The sequence below is a fragment of the Streptomyces niveiscabiei genome (assembly GCF_033794345.1).
Lineage (GTDB): Bacteria > Actinomycetota > Actinomycetes > Streptomycetales > Streptomycetaceae > Streptomyces > Streptomyces niveiscabiei.
Map to the genome: position 1 here is coordinate 145,420 of NZ_JARAYJ010000004.1, position 18,069 is coordinate 163,488.

At 69.0% G+C, this 18,069-nt stretch carries 17 protein-coding genes and 1 riboswitch; of the genes, 11 read left to right on the forward strand and 6 right to left on the reverse strand.

The window, feature by feature from the left end; all coding sequences use genetic code 11:
* Positions 1-47: 47 nt before the first annotated feature.
* Together PV682_RS06950 and PV682_RS06955 are read right to left on the reverse strand one after the other, a co-directional pair.
* On the reverse strand, positions 48-1,868 hold the full coding sequence (locus tag PV682_RS06950; RefSeq protein WP_319725113.1) for a hypothetical protein: 1,821 nt from the start codon (positions 1,866-1,868) through the stop codon (positions 48-50).
* Positions 1,869-1,998: 130 nt separating this feature from the next.
* Positions 1,999-2,211: a hypothetical protein gene (locus PV682_RS06955; protein ID WP_055720979.1), complete on the reverse strand. Its 213-nt coding sequence runs from the start codon at positions 2,209-2,211 to the stop codon at positions 1,999-2,001.
* Positions 2,212-2,342: 131 nt separating this feature from the next.
* On the opposite strand from PV682_RS06955, the gene PV682_RS06960 reads away from it, so the two are divergent.
* Positions 2,343-3,317, forward strand: a complete 975-nt coding sequence (locus PV682_RS06960) for a carbohydrate kinase family protein (RefSeq protein WP_319725116.1) — start codon at positions 2,343-2,345, stop codon at positions 3,315-3,317.
* A gap of 16 nt (positions 3,318-3,333) precedes the next feature.
* Here PV682_RS06960 and PV682_RS06965 read toward each other — a convergent pair whose 3' ends face one another.
* Positions 3,334-4,656, reverse strand: coding sequence for a cysteine desulfurase/sulfurtransferase TusA family protein (locus tag PV682_RS06965; protein ID WP_319725118.1), 1,323 nt, complete (start codon positions 4,654-4,656; stop codon positions 3,334-3,336).
* A gap of 253 nt (positions 4,657-4,909) precedes the next feature.
* Here PV682_RS06965 and ctaC point away from each other — a divergent pair, with 253 nt between their 5' ends.
* The 4 genes from ctaC (at position 4,910) to PV682_RS06985 (ending at position 9,390) form a co-directional block, all read left to right on the forward strand.
* Positions 4,910-5,869 (forward strand): aa3-type cytochrome oxidase subunit II, encoded by a 960-nt coding sequence (gene ctaC, locus PV682_RS06970; RefSeq protein WP_319725120.1) that lies wholly within the window; start codon positions 4,910-4,912, stop codon positions 5,867-5,869.
* Complete coding sequence (gene ctaD / locus PV682_RS06975; protein WP_319725122.1) at positions 5,866-7,596, forward strand: aa3-type cytochrome oxidase subunit I; 1,731 nt, start codon at positions 5,866-5,868, stop codon at positions 7,594-7,596. The genes ctaC and ctaD overlap by 4 nt, the downstream gene beginning before the upstream one ends.
* Positions 7,593-7,991, forward strand: coding sequence for a cytochrome c oxidase subunit 4 (locus PV682_RS06980; RefSeq protein ID WP_319725124.1), 399 nt, complete (start codon positions 7,593-7,595; stop codon positions 7,989-7,991). Before ctaD ends, PV682_RS06980 begins: the two co-directional genes overlap by 4 nt.
* A gap of 130 nt (positions 7,992-8,121) precedes the next feature.
* Positions 8,122-9,390: a L,D-transpeptidase gene (locus PV682_RS06985; RefSeq protein WP_319725126.1), complete on the forward strand. Its 1,269-nt coding sequence runs from the start codon at positions 8,122-8,124 to the stop codon at positions 9,388-9,390.
* A gap of 102 nt (positions 9,391-9,492) precedes the next feature.
* On the opposite strand, the gene PV682_RS06990 is transcribed toward PV682_RS06985, so the two are convergent.
* Positions 9,493-9,894: a response regulator gene (locus PV682_RS06990; RefSeq protein ID WP_319725128.1), complete on the reverse strand. Its 402-nt coding sequence runs from the start codon at positions 9,892-9,894 to the stop codon at positions 9,493-9,495.
* A gap of 166 nt (positions 9,895-10,060) precedes the next feature.
* Between PV682_RS06990 and ctaE the strand changes: the two genes are divergently transcribed.
* From ctaE to PV682_RS07020, 6 genes are all read left to right on the forward strand, one after another.
* Positions 10,061-10,681, forward strand: coding sequence for an aa3-type cytochrome oxidase subunit III (gene ctaE, locus PV682_RS06995; RefSeq protein ID WP_055722353.1), 621 nt, complete (start codon positions 10,061-10,063; stop codon positions 10,679-10,681).
* 80 nt (positions 10,682-10,761) lie between these two features.
* The gene (qcrC, locus tag PV682_RS07000) at positions 10,762-11,574 is read left to right on the forward strand and encodes a cytochrome bc1 complex diheme cytochrome c subunit (RefSeq protein ID WP_319725130.1); all 813 of its coding nucleotides are present in this window, start codon (positions 10,762-10,764) and stop codon (positions 11,572-11,574) included.
* Complete coding sequence (gene qcrA, locus PV682_RS07005) at positions 11,571-12,629, forward strand: cytochrome bc1 complex Rieske iron-sulfur subunit (RefSeq protein ID WP_319725132.1); 1,059 nt, start codon at positions 11,571-11,573, stop codon at positions 12,627-12,629. The genes qcrC and qcrA overlap by 4 nt, the downstream gene beginning before the upstream one ends.
* Entirely contained in the window at positions 12,626-14,266 is a 1,641-nt protein-coding gene (qcrB, locus tag PV682_RS07010) for a cytochrome bc1 complex cytochrome b subunit (RefSeq protein WP_319725134.1), read from the forward strand. The genes qcrA and qcrB overlap by 4 nt, the downstream gene beginning before the upstream one ends.
* Positions 14,267-14,388: 122 nt before the next feature.
* Positions 14,389-15,453, forward strand: coding sequence for an anthranilate phosphoribosyltransferase (gene trpD, locus PV682_RS07015; protein ID WP_319725136.1), 1,065 nt, complete (start codon positions 14,389-14,391; stop codon positions 15,451-15,453).
* A 61-nt stretch (positions 15,454-15,514) separates the two neighbouring features.
* Positions 15,515-15,631: riboswitch (SAM riboswitch) on the forward strand.
* A 40-nt stretch (positions 15,632-15,671) separates the two neighbouring features.
* Positions 15,672-17,015 carry an aminotransferase class V-fold PLP-dependent enzyme gene (locus tag PV682_RS07020; RefSeq protein WP_319725138.1) on the forward strand — a complete coding sequence of 448 codons (1,344 nt, stop codon included), beginning with the start codon at positions 15,672-15,674 and terminating at the stop codon, positions 17,013-17,015.
* Here the strand turns inward: PV682_RS07020 and PV682_RS07025 are convergent, their stop codons facing one another.
* Positions 17,016-17,297: an Lrp/AsnC family transcriptional regulator gene (locus PV682_RS07025; protein ID WP_055722347.1), complete on the reverse strand. Its 282-nt coding sequence runs from the start codon at positions 17,295-17,297 to the stop codon at positions 17,016-17,018. It abuts the gene before it with no gap.
* A complete protein-coding gene (locus tag PV682_RS07030; RefSeq protein ID WP_319725141.1) occupies positions 17,294-18,001 on the reverse strand; it encodes a rhomboid family intramembrane serine protease in 708 nt (235 codons plus the stop codon). The genes PV682_RS07025 and PV682_RS07030 overlap by 4 nt, the downstream gene beginning before the upstream one ends.
* Positions 18,002-18,069 lie beyond the last annotated feature (68 nt).

Below are 18,069 nucleotides of genomic sequence, written 5' to 3' on the forward strand. Positions count from 1 at the left end.
GGCGGCACCCCCTGAAGAAGGGGGCGCCGCCATTTTTCCGTACGCGCCTACCGCACCGTTTCCGGCAGCCGCGCCCCGGGCTTCACGATCGGGATCGCGGCCCCGTCCGACCCCACGACCTTCCGGTCACCCAGCGCCTTCTCCAGCTTCACCGTCCGGTCGTACTCCTTGGCGATCATGATGCAGACCTTGTCCTGCCACGGCGTCTCCGTCACGGTGACGGTCACCTGCGCGGCCGTCTCCTTCGCGCTCACGCTGTAGTCCCCGCACACCCCGCCCGTGAACCGCACGGTCAACTCGTCGCCGGAGGCGGTGTATCCGTCGACCTTCACGTTCCGCGGCAGCGACCTGCCCGGCGAGGACGGTGCCGGAGTCGCCTCCCCGGCAAGGTACTTGGGGTCGACCGCCGGATAGCTCACGACGTACGGCGTCGCCGCGTCCACGGTGAACAGCCAGGACGGCACGAGGAGTTGCTTCCCCCGCGAGGTGTGCGCGGCGAGCCCGAACGCCGCCCCCGACACCTTCGCGACCGACTGCTCAGGCCCCTCGGCCGTCGTCCCCTTCCGGCACGGCTGCTCCAGCCGGTCCTTCAGCGGCACGGGCTCCGCGCAGCCGCCGATGCCCATCCGATGCGTGGTCCCCTGGGCCGAGTTGAGCAGCTCAAGCGTCCGCGCCGCGCTCAGCACCGGGTACGACGCACCCTTCTCCGGCGCCGCCAACTGCCCCGTGCCGCTGACGACTTCACCCTGGCCGCTCACGGTGATCCCGGTCGTCCAGCCGTTCGTGGGCAGCTTGTCCAGCACGGGGTCCGCGTTCACGACCCGCTGGGCGCCGGCCGTCTGGCTCGCGTCCACCTTCGCGTCGTCCTGGCCGACGGCCTTGAGCACGGGCTCGGCGGCGTCCTCGGCCGCCGCCTCGCTCACCGGGTCGACCGTCGTGCCCATCGGCTGCTTCGCGCAGGTCGTGATGCCGGGGCAGTTGTCCGTGCCGGGGGAGTAGCGGATGTACGTCCACATGCCGGGGGCGGTGCGGTTGACGCGCAGGACCGGGCCCGTGCCGTCCTGGCCGCCGCCGACCCGCCAGGCGGGGCCCTCCACGACGGGGGTCCCCTCGACGCCGAGTGCCTTCGCGAGGCGCGTGACCTCCGACTGGTCCACATCGCCGGTCGCCCAGTAGACAGGCGCGGACGTCGGGCCGTCGGGGAGAGTGCCGGTCGCCCGGTACGTCGTCCCGTACGGGTTCGGCTCGCCGGGCGCGATGCCGTTGCCGCCTCCGGTGGACGGCGCGCTGTACCCGTCCAGCGCGAGGTTCGGCGGGGGAGCGCCGTCGCCGTCGGAGTCGCTCTGCGCGGGGACCCCGGCCGCCTTCTCGCCGTCCGGCCCGGCCGAGGCGTTCGAGGCGATCAGCGCACCGCCGGCCCCGACCAGCAGAACAGCGGCGGCGGCGATGGACACGACCAGCGCGGAGGGCCGGCGCCTACGGGGGGCGCCGATGACGTGTACGTCACCGTCGACGTCCCCCGCGTCGCCGCCGGACACCTCCTCGACGGGCCCCAGACGCCGGATGCCCCCGGTGTCCTCGACCACGACATCGTCGTCCGGCGTGGCGGCGCGGGCCTCTTCGCCGGGTGCCTCCTCGACCGGGCCGAGCTTGCGGATACGGCCGTCGTCGTCCTCGGCCTTGGTGAGCGACACCGTCCTGCCGTCCGCTTCCACCTCGGCCTCGGCTTCCTCGGCCTCCGGCTTCCCGGACCCGGCCCTCGTCCCGTCCGCCTCGGTCTCCGCCTTCGCCGTCGTCTTCTCCGGCGTCGGGGTCTCCTCCGGCGTCGGTGACGCGGTGCCGTCGTGGTCGGGTCGCTCGGTGTTCACCGCATCGCTCCTTCTGCTGCGCAACTGTTCCGTGGGGGCGGCAGGCGGGGCGTACCCCACCTCCCCTTTACGGGGGACAGCGATGGGACGCAGCGGGGGAGCGCACGGTTCCCCTCGGACGCGCCCCGGATCAGTCGCCGTACTCCGGCATCGCGTCCAGCAGCCGCGCGGAGGCCGCCGGGACGCGCACCCCGTGGATGCGCGACGGCGAGATCGGCAGGTCGGAGCCCTTCTCGGGAGCGGCCCAGTGGGGGACCATACGAGCACAGTCCCCGCGCAGCTCCGCGAGGCCGCCCTCGAAGTCCGCAGGAGCCGTTGTCAAGGACCGTTCGAAAGTTGTCATGGCGGCACGGTAGGCATGAGTGGCCTCGCCGGGAAAGATCTACTATCGGGTAGTTTCGCCCGCTTCTGTGGTCTCACCCGAACGGGTAGCGTGAACTGTCATTTCGCCTCCCCCTCTGGAGAGACCCCGCCGTGCGCATCGCAGTCACCGGCTCCATCGCCACCGACCACCTCATGACGTTCCCCGGCCGCTTCGCCGACCAGCTCGTCGCGGACCAACTGCACACGGTCTCGCTCTCCTTCCTCGTGGACCAGCTGGAGGTCCGCAGGGGAGGCGTCGCCGCGAACATCGCCTTCGGCATGGGCCTGCTCGGCACGGCCCCCGTCCTCGTCGGCGCGGTCGGCTCCGACTTCGCGGAATACCGTGCCTGGCTGGACCGGCACGGCGTCGACACCCAGTGCGTGCACATCTCCGAGACCCGGCACACCGCCCGCTTCGTGTGCACCACCGACGCCGACCACAACCAGATCGGCTCCTTCTACGCCGGCGCGATGAGCGAGGCGCGGTTCATCGAGCTGAAGGCCGTCTCCGACCGCGTCGGCGGCATCGACCTCGTCTCCATCGGCGCGGACGACCCCGAGGCGATGCTCCGCCACACGGAGGACTGCCGGACCCGGGGCGTCCCCTTCGCCGCCGACTTCTCCCAGCAGATCGCCCGCATGGACGGCGCCGAGATCCGCGAACTCCTCGAAGGCGCCACGTACCTCTTCTCCAACGAGTACGAGAAGGGCCTCATCGAGTCCAAGACCGGCCTCTCCGACGCCGAGATCCTCGCGAAGGTCGGCCACCGGATCACCACCCTCGGCGCGCGCGGCGTCCGCATCGAGGCCGTCGGCGAGCCCGTCATCGAGGTCGGCGTCCCCGAGGAGGAGCGCAAGGCCGAACCCACGGGCGTCGGCGACGCCTTCCGCGCCGGGTTCCTGTCCGGGCTCGTCTGGGGCGTCTCCAAGGAGCGTGCCGCACAGGTCGGCTGCATGCTGGCGACCCTCGTCATCGAGACGGTGGGCACGCAGGAGTACACGCTGGAGCGGGGCCACTTCCTGGAGCGCTTCGCCAAGGCGTACGGGGAAGAGGCGGCGGCGGAAGTTCGGGTCCACCTGAGCTGAGCGGAAGGAAGGGCGTTCACTTGATCCGGCGGATCACGTACGCCCTTCCTTTTTCCCGGGGTTCCTCCCCCACGTACTCGTGGCCCGTCATCTCGCACCACGCGGGAATGTCCAGGCGGGCCGCCTCGTCGTCCGCCAGGACCGTCACGACCGCCCCCACCGGCACGTTCCTGATCGCCTTCGCCAGCTCGATCACCGGAATCGGGCACCGCTTCCCCAGCGAGTCGACGACCGTCCCCTGAACCGGTGTCACCTCCGCCCCCAGCTTCTCCCGCACCCCCGCCACCACCCCCGGCAGCACATCGAGGAACCTCTCCACGTCCGCCTCCGCCACGCCCGCCGGCAGGGACACGCGTACGTTCCCCTCGCTCAGCACCCCCATCGCCTTGAGGACATGGCTCGGCGTCAACGTGTCGCTCGTGCACGACGACCCCGAGGAGACGGCGAACCCCGCGCGGTCCAGCTCATGGAGGAGCGTCTCGCCGTCGACGTACAGACAGGAGAACGTGACGATCCCCGGCAGCCGCCGCTCGGGATCGCCCACGACTTCGACGTCGGGTACGAGCCGGGCGACCCGTTCCCGGATCCGCGAGGTCAACTCCCGTACCCGCACGGCCTCGACGGCGGCGTCAGCCCGCACGGCCCGCAGCGAGGCGACCGCCGCGACGACGGCCGGCAGGTTCCCGAACTCCTCATCCTCCCGAGGCGCGAACCGCACCCCCTTCCGCACGGCAAGCACCCCCACACCGGCGGGACCACCCCACTTCCGGGCACTGCCGGTCAACACGGACCACCCCTCCGGCACATCCCCCCACCCCAAAACCTGAGCCGCATCCACCAACAACGGCACGTCCCCACACACCTCAGCCACCTCACCCACCGGCTGCACAGTCCCCACCTCATGATTGGCAGCCTGCAAACAGGCCAACGCGGTATCCCCCCGCAGAGCCTCCCGATACCCCTCGACACCGACGGCACCCAACCGCCCTACAGGCACCTGGGTGACCTCCCCGTCCCACTGTTCGGCCACATGGAGCACGGAAGAATGCTCGACGGATGACACGATCAGGTGAGCCCCCACGCGCCGCCTCCCCGCCAACACGCCCGCCATACCCACCTGTACGGCCCGAGTCCCGGACGAGGTGAACCGAACTTCATCGGCCCGACACCCAATGGCTTCGGCAGCGGCCTCCCGAGCGGCATCAAGCAGAACCCGGGCTTTCCGCCCTTCCCGATACAACTTCCCAGGATCAGCCCACCCGTCCTCCAAAGAGGCCAACAGAGCCTGACGAGCGACGGGATGAAGCGGAGAACCGGAAGCGGCGTCAAAGAAAGGCACCGGCCCACGCTATCGCCGATAGGGGCGCGGGGAACTGCGCGAACAGCCACAACGGACCCGCAGCCGCCAAACCAGCGAACCACCCGAGTTAGAAGGCACCCCTCCCCGCGAACCCTCGAAGAGCGTCGGCTAGGGTTTGGTCCGCATAAACATCCAAACCCCTGCCCGACGCAGGGCGGCGCCCGGCCACCGACCACCGACGGAGTCAGGCCGCAGCCAACCCGCGCGGGCGAGACTCTCGGGAAGGCGCTACGTGAGTCCCAACGGCTCCGACCGCTCGCCGCGGCGCCCGATGCGGCGGAAGCTGCTCCAGGCATTGACCGCGGGCCTGGTCCTGGCGACCGCCACCGGTTGCACATCTAAGGACTTCCCCCGCCTTGGTATGCCCACCCCCACGACGGAAGAGGCTCCGCGGATCCTCTCCCTGTGGCAGGGGTCCTGGGCGGCAGCGCTGGTTACCGGCGTGCTGGTGTGGGGCCTGATCCTGTGGAGTGCTTTCTTCCACCGGCGCAGCCGCACCAAGATCCAGGTACCGGCGCAGACGCGTTACAACATGCCCCTTGAGGCGCTGTACACGGTCGTACCGATCGTCATCGTCTCGGTCCTGTTCTACTTCACGGCGCGGGACGAGTCGAAGCTCCTCAGCCTGGAGAAGAAGCCGGACGTCACGGTCAACGTGGTCGGGTTCCAGTGGAGCTGGTGCTTCAACTACATCGAGAACGTGCCCGGTTCCACCGGCGACGCGAAGACCGACGAGAACCTGGACGCGATCCCGGACCGGTTCAAGAAGGACTTCCCCGCGGACGCGGGCGGCGTCTACACCTGCGGTGTCCCCGGTGAGCGGAACCCGCAGACCAACAACCCCGGCCCGACCCTCTGGCTCCCCAAGGGCAAGACGGTCCGCTTCGTGCTGACTTCCCGTGACGTCATCCACTCCTTCTGGGTGGTGCCGTTCCTGATGAAGATGGACGTCGTCCCGGGCCACACCAACGCCTTCCAGGTGACCCCCAACAAGGAGGGCACCTTCCTGGGCAAGTGCGCCGAGCTCTGCGGCGTCGACCACTCCAGGATGCTGTTCAACGTGAAGGTCGTCTCTCCTGAGCGCTACGAGCAGCACCTCAAGGAACTCGTAGAGAAGGGGCAGACCGGTTACGTTCCCGCGGGTATCGAGCAGACCACCCACGAGAAGAACCGGGAGACGACAAACCTGTGAGCATCCTCAACGAACCCCAGGGTGCCGAGGCCGACTCGTACGAGAACGAGCTGCCGGTCCGGCGCAAGCAGCCCGGCAACGTCGTGGTCAAGTGGCTCACCACCACTGACCACAAGACGATCGGGACGCTGTACCTCGTCACGTCGTTCGCGTTCTTCTGCATCGGCGGCGTCATGGCGCTGCTGATGCGCGCCGAACTGGCCCGCCCGGGCCTCCAGCTCATGTCCAATGAGCAGTTCAACCAGGCGTTCACGATGCACGGCACGATCATGCTGCTGATGTTCGCGACGCCGCTCTTCGCGGGCTTCGCGAACTGGATCATGCCGCTCCAGATCGGCGCCCCCGACGTCGCCTTCCCGCGGCTGAACATGTTCGCCTACTGGCTGTACCTGTTCGGCTCGCTCATCGCCGTCGGCGGCTTCCTCACCCCGCAGGGCGCGGCCGACTTCGGCTGGTTCGCCTACAGCCCGCTGTCGGACGCGGTCCGCTCGCCGGGCGTCGGCGCCGACATGTGGATCATGGGTCTGGCCTTCTCCGGCTTCGGCACGATCCTCGGCTCGGTCAACTTCATCACCACCATCATCTGCATGCGCGCGCCGGGCATGACCATGTTCCGCATGCCGATCTTCGTGTGGAACGTGCTGCTGACGGCCGTTCTGGTCCTGCTGGCCTTCCCGGTCCTGGCGGCGGCGCTGTTCGCGCTGGAGGCGGACCGCAAGTTCGGAGCGCATGTCTTCGACGCCGCGAACGGCGGCGCCTTGCTATGGCAACACCTCTTCTGGTTCTTCGGCCATCCAGAGGTGTACATCATCGCGCTACCGTTCTTCGGCATCATCTCCGAGGTCATCCCGGTCTTCTCCCGCAAGCCGATGTTCGGCTACATGGGCCTGGTCGGCGCGACCATCGCCATCGCCGGTCTCTCGGTGACGGTGTGGGCGCACCACATGTACGTGACCGGCGGGGTACTGCTGCCGTTCTTCTCGTTCATGACGTTCCTCATCGCGGTGCCGACCGGTGTGAAGTTCTTCAACTGGATCGGCACGATGTGGAAGGGCTCACTGTCCTTCGAGACACCGATGCTGTGGGCCACCGGCTTCCTGATCACCTTCACCTTCGGTGGTCTGACCGGTGTCATCCTCGCCTCGCCGCCGATGGACTTCCACGTCTCCGACTCGTACTTCGTGGTGGCCCACTTCCACTACGTCGTCTTCGGCACGGTCGTCTTCGCGATGTTCTCCGGCTTCCACTTCTGGTGGCCGAAGATGACGGGCAAGATGCTCGACGAGCGCCTCGGCAAGATCACCTTCTGGACGCTGTTCATCGGCTTCCACGGCACGTTCCTCGTCCAGCACTGGCTGGGCGCCGAGGGCATGCCGCGCCGGTACGCCGACTACCTCCACGCCGACGGCTTCACCGCGCTGAACACGATCTCCACGATCAGCTCGTTCGTCCTCGGTCTGTCGATCCTGCCGTTCTTCTACAACGTGTGGAAGACCGCCAAGTACGGCAAGAAGGTCGAGGTCGACGACCCGTGGGGCTACGGCCGTTCGCTGGAGTGGGCGACCTCCTGCCCGCCGCCGCGGCACAACTTCCTCACCCTGCCGCGGATCCGCAGTGAATCCCCGGCGTTCGACCTGCACCACCCGGAGATCGTCGCGCTCGAACAGCAGCAGCTCGAGCACGCGCACGCCGGGGCCATCGCGGGCGGCAAGGAGGCCGGCAAGTGAAGGTCCAAGGCAAGATGTTCATCTGGCTGAGCGTCTTCGTCCTCGCCATGGCGGTCGTCTATGGCGTGTGGTCGAAGGAGCCGGCCGGTACGACCGCCCTCTTCCTCGCGTTCGGCCTGTGCATCATGGTCGGCTTCTACCTCGGCTTCACGGCCAAGCGGGTCGACACGGGAGCGCAGGACAACAAGGAGGCGGACGTCGCGGACGACGCCGGCGAGCTGGGCTTCTTCAGCCCGCACAGCTGGCAGCCGCTGTCCCTGGCCGTCGGCGGCGCCCTCGCCTTCCTGGGGGTCGCGGTCGGCTGGTGGCTGCTGTACTTCTCGGTGCCGCTGCTCCTCGTCGGGCTGTGGGGCTGGGTCTTCGAGTACTACCGCGGTGAGAACCGCACGCAGTAGCACCACCGCTGTGCCGTCGAGGCCGGACACTCCGTCAGGAGCGTCCGGCCTCACGCTTTCGCCGCACACCGGGTAGCTCGTACGAGTGACTCGGCGCGCAGGGTCGGCGTGCCGTTCCTAGCGTGAAGCCATGACCCACCCGAACCGTACGACGCCCCGCCCCGCCACAGTCGTCCGCTGCGCCCTGCTGGTCAGCGCTCTGGTCGCGGGCGCCGCCGCCTGCGGCTCGGGCGGCGGACACCCGCTCGCCTCACGGCCGTACGACGCGACCGGCCAGGTCGTGTTCGCCGGGCTCCCCGGCGACGGGCGCAAGGCCGACCCCGACAAGCCGCTGGAGATCACCGTCAAGGACTCCGAGGGGCCCCTCACGGACGTCACCGCCGTCGACGCCACAGGACGCTTCGTCGCGGGCGAACTCGCCGCCGACGGGCGCCGGTGGCACTCCACGGAGCCGCTGGCCGCGAACGCCCACTACACGGTCCGCGTGAGCACCGAGGACGACGACGGGGCGCCCGGCCGCCGCGTCCTCACCTTCGACACAGGGGCGCCGGTCTCCAAGAAGCGCCTGGAGGTCACCTTCGGCCCCGACGCCGGTACGTACGGCGTCGGCCAGCCCATCACCGCCACGCTCAGCCGGCCCGTCAAGGACCCCGCGCAGCGCGCTGTCGTCGAGCGGGCCCTCAAGGTCGACTCCACGCCCTCCGTGCCGGGCGCCTGGCACTGGGTCGACTCCAAGGAACTCCACTACCGCCCCAAGGACTACTGGCCCGCCCAGGCCCGCATCCGCGTCCACAGCCACCTCGACGGCATCAAGATCGGCGACCGGCTCTGGGGCGCGAAGACACCGGACCTGAACCTGAAGATCGGCGACAAGGTCGTGGCCGTCACCGACGCGTCGTCCCACTGGATGACCGTCTACAAGAACGGCGAGGAGATCAACTCCATCCCCGTCACCACCGGCAAGCCCGGCTTCGAGACCCGAAACGGCGTCAAGGTCGTCCTCGGCAAGGAGTACAACGTCCGCATGCGCGGCACGACGGTCGGCATCTCCGCCGGCTCCTCCGAGTCCTACGACCTCTCCGTCTACTACGCCACCCGCGTCACCTGGTCCGGCGAATACGTCCACGCCGCCCCCTGGTCCGTCGACTCCCAGGGCTCCGCCAACGTCTCCCACGGCTGCACCGGCATGAGCACCGGCAACGCCGCCTGGTTCTACGAGAACGTCCGCGAGGGCGACGTGGTCAAGGTCATCAACAGCTACGGCGACGACATGGAACCCTTCGGCAACGGCTTCGGCGACTGGAACGTCACCTGGAAGAAGTGGCAGGAGGGAAGCGCGTTGACGACGAAGAAGGGCCCACAGGGGGACACGTCAAGATTGCAGCCGACGATGGTGTGACGTACCTAGGGGCGCGGGGCTGTGTCTATTAGCGGCTCCGCCGCAGGGCGCGAGCAACCACACACGACCGGCACTCGCGCACCCACAGAACCCCCCGCCCCCTCAGGCGCTCTGAAGCCGCCCCTGCCGCAGCAGAGACGCCAGCGCCCCCGCGAACTCCACCGGCTCCACCGGAAGCGTCACAGCCCCGTCCGCACGGCTCCACGTGGCCAGCCACGCGTCCTGGGGCCGCCCCATCAGCACCAGCACCGGCGGGCAGTTGAAGACCTCGTCCTTCAACTGACGGCACAGCCCCATGCCCCCCATGGGCGCGGCCTCACCGTCGAGGATCACGACGTCGATGCCGCCCTTGTCCAACTCCCGCACAACCGCCGGAGCCGTCGCACACTCCACAAAGCTCACCAACGGAGTGTCAGGCGCGGGCCGGCGGCCGGTCGCCAGCCTCACCTGCTCCCGCGTGTTCGCGTCGTCGCTGTAGACCAGCACCGTGGCGGTCGGCTGCATCGTTCCTCCGTGACTTCGGCGACATTGGCGTCGTACGGAAAGGCCCATCCGGCCGGATGCTACTCCCCGATACGCCCCGCTGAACACCACGTCAACACCGGTTCGGCGGGCGGTGACACTCCGAACGGCACCCCCCGGAGTGAGGGCGGGATAAGCGACCGACATAATGTCGGTCGTGGCGACAGCAACGACAGCAGAAACCGGGCACGCGCACCCGTCGGTCAACCGGCCGAACCTCACCAGCGTCGGAACCATCATCTGGTTGGCATCCGAGCTGATGTTCTTCGCGGCCCTCTTCGCGATGTACTTCACCCTCCGATCGGTGACCGGTCCGGATCACTGGAAGGAGATGGCGTCAGCCCTGAACTTCCCGTTCTCGGCGACGAACACCACCATCCTGGTGCTCTCCTCCCTCACCTGCCAGCTCGGCGTCTTCGCCGCGGAGCGCGGTGACGTGAAGAAGCTCCGGGGCTGGTTCATCATCACGTTCGTGATGGGCGCGATCTTCATCGGCGGCCAGATCTACGAGTACACCGAGCTGGTCAAGCACGAGGGCCTCTCGCTCTCCTCGGACCCCTACGGCTCGGTGTTCTACCTGACCACCGGCTTCCACGGTATGCACGTGACGGGCGGCCTGATCGCCTTCCTCTTCGTACTCGGCCGTACCTACGCGGCCAAGAAGTTCACGCACGAACAGGCGACCGCCGCGATCGTCGTGTCCTACTACTGGCACTTCGTCGATGTCGTCTGGATCGGCCTTTTCGCGACGATCTACATGATCAAGTAGCCGGGCCGCATCCCGCCCGCGTTATCGCAACGCACATCCCAGACGCACCGACACCGAAGATCCTGACACCGGGGTAATCCGTGAAAAAGCTCTCCGCACGACGACGCCATCCCATGGCGGCGCTCGTCGTCCTACTCCTCGCGCTGGCGTGCACGGGGGGGCTGTACGCCGTGTTCGCGCCCGCAGACAGGGCGAAGGCCGACGAAACCGCCCAGTCCCTCACCATTGAGGAGGGGAAGAAGCTCTATGCCGTCGGCTGCGCCAGCTGCCACGGCACCGGCGGTCAGGGCTCCTCGGACGGTCCGAGCCTGGTCGGCGTGGGCTCCGCCGCCGTCGACTTCCAGGTCGGCACGGGCCGTATGCCGGCCGCGACCTCCCAGGGCGCGCAGGTGCCCCGCAAGAAGGTCATCTACACGCAGGCGCAGATCGACCAGCTCGCCGCGTACATCTCCTCCCTGGGCGCGGGCCCGACCGTCCCGACGAAGGCGGAGTACGGCCCCGACGGCGCCGACATCGCCAAGGGCGGCGAACTCTTCCGCACCAACTGCGCGCAGTGCCACAACTTCACCGGCAAGGGCGGCGCCCTGACGAAGGGCAAGTTCGCGCCGACGCTGGAGGGCGTGGACCCGAAGCACATCTACGAGGCCATGCAGACCGGCCCGCAGAACATGCCGTCGTTCGGCGACGGGACGCTCTCGCCGCAGAACAAGAAGGACATCATCGCGTACCTGAACGCGGTCAACGGTGACGAGACCGTGAACCCCGGCGGCCTGGAGCTGGGCGGCCTCGGCCCGGTCAGCGAGGGCCTGTTCGCCTGGATCTTCGGCCTCGGCGCGCTCGTCGCGGTCGCCGTCTGGGTCGCCGCTCGGACCGCAAAGGCCAAGAAGTCATGAGTAGCCAAGACATTCCAGAAGAGAACCTGCCGGCAGAGCAGGATCACGCGCACGGCGCGGTAGGCGTCGCGGACGAGCAGAACCCGTTCGCCGACCCCGGTCTCCCGCCCCACGAGCACCGCATCCAGGACATCGACGAGCGGGCCGCCAAGCGCTCCGAGCGCACGGTCGCCCTGCTGTTCACGGTCTCGATGCTGGCGACCGTCGCCTTCATCGCCTCGTACGTGGCGATCCCGCACGACAAGTCGATCTACGTCTTCCCGATCGGTCACCTCAACGCGCTGAACTTCGCGCTGGGCCTGACCCTCGGCGTCGCGCTGTTCTCCATCGGCGCGGGCGCGGTCCACTGGGCCCGCACCCTGATGTCCGACGTGGAGATCGCCGACGAGCGCCACCCGATCGAGGCGTCCCCCGAGGTCAAGGCCAAGGTCCTGGCCGACTTCAAGCAGGGCGCCAAGGAGTCCGCGCTCGGCCGCCGCAAGCTGATCCGCAACACGATGTTCGGCGCGCTGGCCATGTTCCCGCTCTCCGGCGTCGTCCTGCTGCGCGACCTCGGCCCGCTGCCCGGCACCAAGCTGCGCACCACGCTGTGGGCCAAGGGCAAGCTGCTCGTCAACATGAACACGAACGAGCCGCTGCGCCCCGAGGACGTCGCGGTCGGGTCGCTGACCTTCGCCAAGCCCGAGGGCCTGGAGGAGCACGACCACGAGTTCCAGACGGAGATCGCCAAGGCGGCCCTGATGATCATCCGGATCCAGCCGGAGAACATCAAGGACAAGCGCGAGCTCGAGTGGTCGCACGACGGCATCGTGGCCTACTCGAAGATCTGCACCCACGTCGGCTGCCCGATCTCGCTGTACGAGCAGCAGACGCACCACGCGCTCTGCCCCTGCCACCAGTCCACCTTCGACCTCTCCGACGGCGCCCGGGTGATCTTCGGCCCCGCCGGCCACGCCCTGCCGCAGCTGCGCATCGGCGTCAACGACGAGGGCTACCTTGAAGCGCTCGGCGACTTCGACGAGCCCGTCGGTCCTTCGTTCTGGGAGCGCGGATGAGCACCACGACCACCAAAGAGGAGTCCCGCGAACGCGGGAAGGCACCGGCCGGCGAGCGCGTCGCCGACTGGGCCGACGGCCGGCTCGGGATCTACTCCCTTGCCAAGGCCAACATGCGCAAGATCTTCCCCGACCACTGGTCGTTCATGCTGGGCGAGATCTGCATGTACAGCTTCATCATCATCATCCTCACGGGTGTGTACCTGACGCTGTTCTTCCACCCGTCGATGAACGAGGTGGAGTACCACGGCAGTTACGTCCCGCTCCAGGGACAGCTGATGAGTGAGGCGTTCGCCTCGACCATGCACATCTCGTTCGAGGTGCGCGGCGGTCTGCTCATCCGGCAGATCCACCACTGGGCGGCGCTGATCTTCGTCGCCGCGATGATGATCCACATGATGCGCGTCTTCTTCACGGGCGCGTTCCGCAAGCCGCGCGAGGTCAACTGGCTGTTCGGCTGGCTGCTGCTGGTGCTGTCGCTGTTCACCGGCTTCACCGGCTACTCGCTCCCCGACGACCTGCTGTCGGGTACCGGTGTGCGGTTCATCGAGGGCGTGCTGCTGTCGATCCCGGTGGTCGGCACGTACCTGTCGTTCTTCATCTTCGGCGGGGAGTTCCCCGGCGGCGACTTCGTGGCCCGCTTCTACTCGGTCCACATCCTGCTGCTGCCGGGCATCATGCTCGGCCTGATGGTGGCCCACCTGATCCTGGTCTTCTACCACAAGCACACGCAGTTCGCGGGTCCCGGCAAGACGAACAACAACGTCGTCGGCATGCCCCTGCTGCCCGTGTACATGGCGAAGGCCGGCGGGTTCTTCTTCCTGGTCTTCGGTGTCATCGCGGTCATCGCGGCCGTGGCGCAGATCAACCCGATCTGGGCGCTCGGCCCCTACCGGCCCGACCAGGTGTCGACCGGCGCCCAGCCCGACTGGTACATGGGCTTCGCCGAGGGTCTCGTCCGTGTGATGCCGGGCTGGGAGATCAACTTCGCGGGCCACACGCTCGTCCTGGGCGTGTTCATCCCGATCGTGATCTTCCCGCTGGTGCTCGTCGCCATCGCCGTCTACCCCTTCATCGAAGCCTGGGTCACCGGCGACAAGCGCGAACACCACATCCTGGACCGGCCGCGCAACACCCCGACCCGCACCGGGTTCGGTGTGGCCTGGCTGACCGCGTACTTCGTGATGCTGATCGGCGGTGGGAACGACCTCTGGGCCACCCACTTCCACCTCTCCATCAACGCGATCACCTGGTTCGTCCGGATCGGCTTCTTCGTCCTCCCCGTCCTCGCGTTCATCGTCACCAAGCGGATCTGCCTCGGCCTCCAGCGCCGCGACAAGGACAAGGTGCTGCACGGGCGCGAGACCGGCACGATCAAGCGGCTCCCGCACGGTGAGTTCATCGAGATCCACGAGCCGCTCAGCCAGGAGCAGCTGCACACGCTCACCGCGCACGAGCAGTACGAGCCCGTCGCGATCGGCGCGACCACCGACGAGAACGGGGTCAAGCGCAAGGTCAAGGGCTCGGAGAAGCTCCGCGCCAAGCTCAGCGAGTCGTACTACGGCGAGGACAGCCAGATCGCCAAGCCGACCGTCGAGGAGTACAAGGAGATCACGAGCGGCCACGGCCACCACTGATCCCAGCCAGTCAGCTGTAACGCCACAGAAGGCCCCGTCCGAACCCCGGACGGGGCCTTCGCGCTGCCCGTGGCTGGATAGGGTGTGCAGAGACTTTCCCTACGACTCTCAGGAGCGGCTTCATGAGCGCTGTGACCCCCGCTGGAGGCGACACCGCGGCGGGCCGTTCCTGGCCCTCCGTCCTCAACGCGCTGCTCTCCGGGCACGATCAGAGCGCCGACGCGACCGCCTGGGCCATGGACCGCATCATGCGCGGCGAGGCCACGGACGCGCAGATCGCCGGGTTCGTGGTGGCGTTGCGGGCCAAGGGGGAGACGGTCGAGGAGATCACCGGGGTCGTGCGGGCGATGTACGAGCACGCCAACACGATCGAGGTGTCCGGCCGTACGGTCGACATCGTCGGGACCGGCGGGGACGGCGCGAAGACGGTCAACATCTCGACGATGTCGGCGCTGGTCGTCGCCGGCACGGGCGCGAAGGTCGTCAAGCACGGCAACAGGGCGGCGTCCTCGTCGTCGGGCGCCTCGGACGTCCTGGAGAAGCTCGGCGTCAACCTGGAGCTGACGCCCAAGCGGGTCGCGGAGGTCGCCGAGCTGGCGGGCATCACGTTCTGCTTCGCCGTCAAGTTCCACCCGGCGCTGCGTCATGTCGCCGCCGCGCGCGGGCAGTTGGGCATCCGCACGGTCTTCAACGCGCTCGGCCCCCTCACGAACCCGGCGCGCGTGAAGTCCCAGGCGGTGGGCGTGGCCGACCCCCGCATGGCCCCCATGATCGCGGGCGTCCTGGCGGACCGGGGCAACTCCTCCCTGGTCTTCCGGGGGGACGACGGCCTGGACGAACTGACGACCACGGCGACGTCCCGGGTCTGGGTGGTCCGCGACGGCAAGGTCACGGAGGAAACCTTCGACCCCCGGGACGTGGGCATCGACCTGGTCCCCATCGAGGCCCTGCGGGGCGGCGACCCCTCGTACAACGCCGAGGTGGCCCGCAACCTGCTGAACGGCGAGCAGGGCCCCGTCCGGGACGCGGTCCTTCTCAACTCGGCGGCGGCTCTGGTGGCCCTCAACCCGGGCACGGGCACCCTCGCCGGCCAGCTCCGGGACGGCATGGCGAAGGCGGCGGAGTCGATCGACTCGGGGTCGGCGAAGAGGACGCTGGACCGCTGGGTGATGGCGACGAACGAGTAGGTGTTCCGCGATCCGGACAGAACTTGCGCCTCCGCGATCACTTCATCTACTTTCTGAACCAGGTCATGAGTGACAGTCATGAGGCCCCGGCCGACTGTCCGGCAACCCTCCGTCCGTGGCGGGGTGCCCCGGGTGAAGACCAGGCCGTGGGCAGCGAGGTCCTCGGCAAGCGCGGACCCTCCTGACGCCGGGGGTCCTGGTCGTCGAGGAGTTGTGCAGTGTCCGTCACCCTTGCCCCCGTTCAGCCCGTCTGCGCCCCCCTGGACGTCCTGGGCCGAGACGTCACCGTCCCCCTGGTCACCGGCGGCGAGGTCACGTACGCGGCCCTCGACTACGCGGCCAGCGCCCCGGCGCTTCAGCGTGTGTGGGACGACGTCGCCGCGTACGCCCCGTACTACGGCAGTGTCCACCGGGGCGCCGGCTACCTCTCCCAGCTCTCCACGGACCTCTTCGAGGCCGCGCGCAGGACGGTCGCGGAGTTCCTGGACTGCCGCGAGGACGACGAGCTGGTCTTCACGCGCTCGACGACGGACTCCCTGAACCTGCTGGCCCGCGCGGTCCCCGCGAACTGCCAGGTGTACGTCTTCGAGACGGAGCACCACGCGTCGCTGCTCCCCTGGCAGCACCGGGACGTGAAGTACCTGGACGCCCCCCGCACCCCCGAGGACGCGGTGGCGACGCTCGGCCGGGCCCTCGCCGCGCGGGACACCTCGGCGCCCGCCCTCGTCTGCGTGACCGGCGCCTCGAACGTCACCGGCGAGCTGTGGCCGGTCCGTGAGCTGACGGCGACGGCGCACGCGCACGGCGCGCGGATCGTCCTGGACGCGGCGCAGCTCGCCCCGCACCACCCGGTGTCGGTGAAGGACCTGGACGTCGACTGGGTCGCGTTCTCCGGCCACAAGCTGTACGCCCCGTTCGGCGCGGGCGTCCTCGCGGGCCGTACGGACTGGCTGCGCGCGGCGGAGCCGTACCTCGCGGGCGGCGGCGCCAGCCGCAGGGTGAGCCGCGCGGCGGACGGCTCGGTCGAGGTGGAGTGGCACGAGAACGCGGCCCGCCACGAGGCCGGCTCACCGAACGTGATCGGCGCCTACGCCATCGCGTCCGCGTGCAAGGCGCTGACGGAGGAGGGCTTCGGCAACCTCGTCGCCCGTGAGCGCCACCTGATCGCCAAGGTCCGCGCGGGCCTCGCGGACGTCCCCCAGGTCCGCGTCCTGTCCCTCTTCGGCGACGACGCCCCCCGCGTGGGCGTCCTCTCCTTCGTGGTCGACGGCTGGAACAGCTCCCACTTCGCCGCCGCCCTCTCCGCGGAGTACGGCATCGGCGTGCGCGACGGCCTGTTCTGCGCGCACCCCCTCGTCAACCACCTGCTGGGCGCGACGGCGACGCGGGCGGGGGAGTGCGGCGAGGCGACGTCCCTGAACGCGATCCGGGTGAGCTTCGGCGCGGGCACGCCCGACGAGCACGTGGACCGCTTCGTCAAGGCGGTACGCGAACTGGTGACGCTGGGCGCGAAGTTGACGTACCGCACGGAGAACGGCCGCTGCGTGCCGGCCAACGCCTGATTACGAGTCGAGGCCGATCGCGAACGCGGCCTCCAGGTCGTGCTGGGAGTACGTGCGGAACGCGACGTGCGTGTCCGTCGCCTCCACGCCGGGGATCTTGCTGATCCGGCCGGGGATGACGTCGGCCAGGTCCTCGTGCTCCCGCACCCGGACCATCGCGACGAGGTCGTACGTCCCGGTCACCGAGAACACCTCGCTGACGCTCTCCAGGGAGGCGATCTCCTCGGCGATCTCCGGAATCCGGTCCACGCTGGTCTTGATCAGGACGATCGCGGTGATCACGGCTGGTTCTCTCCCTCGGGGGCGGGTACAGAGGCGGCCCCAACTGTAGTCGTACGGGTGAATCGCGCCCACGCGTACAGGAACCCCAGCGTGAAGCCGACGACGTGGGCGAGGTAGGCGACGCCGGGGCCGTCGGAGGCGTGGTTCGCGGCGAGCCACTGGAGGGCCGCCCAGAAGGGGAGGACCAGCCAGGCGGGGAAGCGCAGGGGGAGGAAGAAGAGGAACGGCAGGAGACTGGTGACGCGCGCCCGGGGGAAGAGGTAGAGGAAGGCCCCGAGGACGGCCGAGATCGCTCCGGACGCCCCCACGAGGGACTGTGCGGAGCCGGCGTGGGCAGCCGCGTACCCCAGGAGGGCGAGGCAGCCGCAGCCGGTGTAGAAGAGGGTGAACTCCACGCGCCCCATGCGTTCCTCGGTCATCGCCCCGAAGACGTAGAGGAAGAGCATGTTGCCGAGCAGATGGACCCAGCCGCCGTGCACGAACAGGGCGGTCAGCGGGGTGAGCGCGGCCCGCGCCGACCCCTCGAAGAGGTCGGCGGGCACGACCCCCCAGCGGTGGTAGTACGCCCGCTGCGCCGCGACGAGCGCCTCGCCGGAGCCGTACGAGGGATTCAGCCCCGACGCGGGCCCGAGGACGAAGACGGCGCAGCACAGCGCGATCAGCCCGTACGTCACCGGTGCGGCGGGTCGCCACCTGTCGATCATGGCTACAGAGCATGACGCAACCGGATACAACGGCCCATATCGCCTCGCCGTCGCGGACAGGCGGGCGG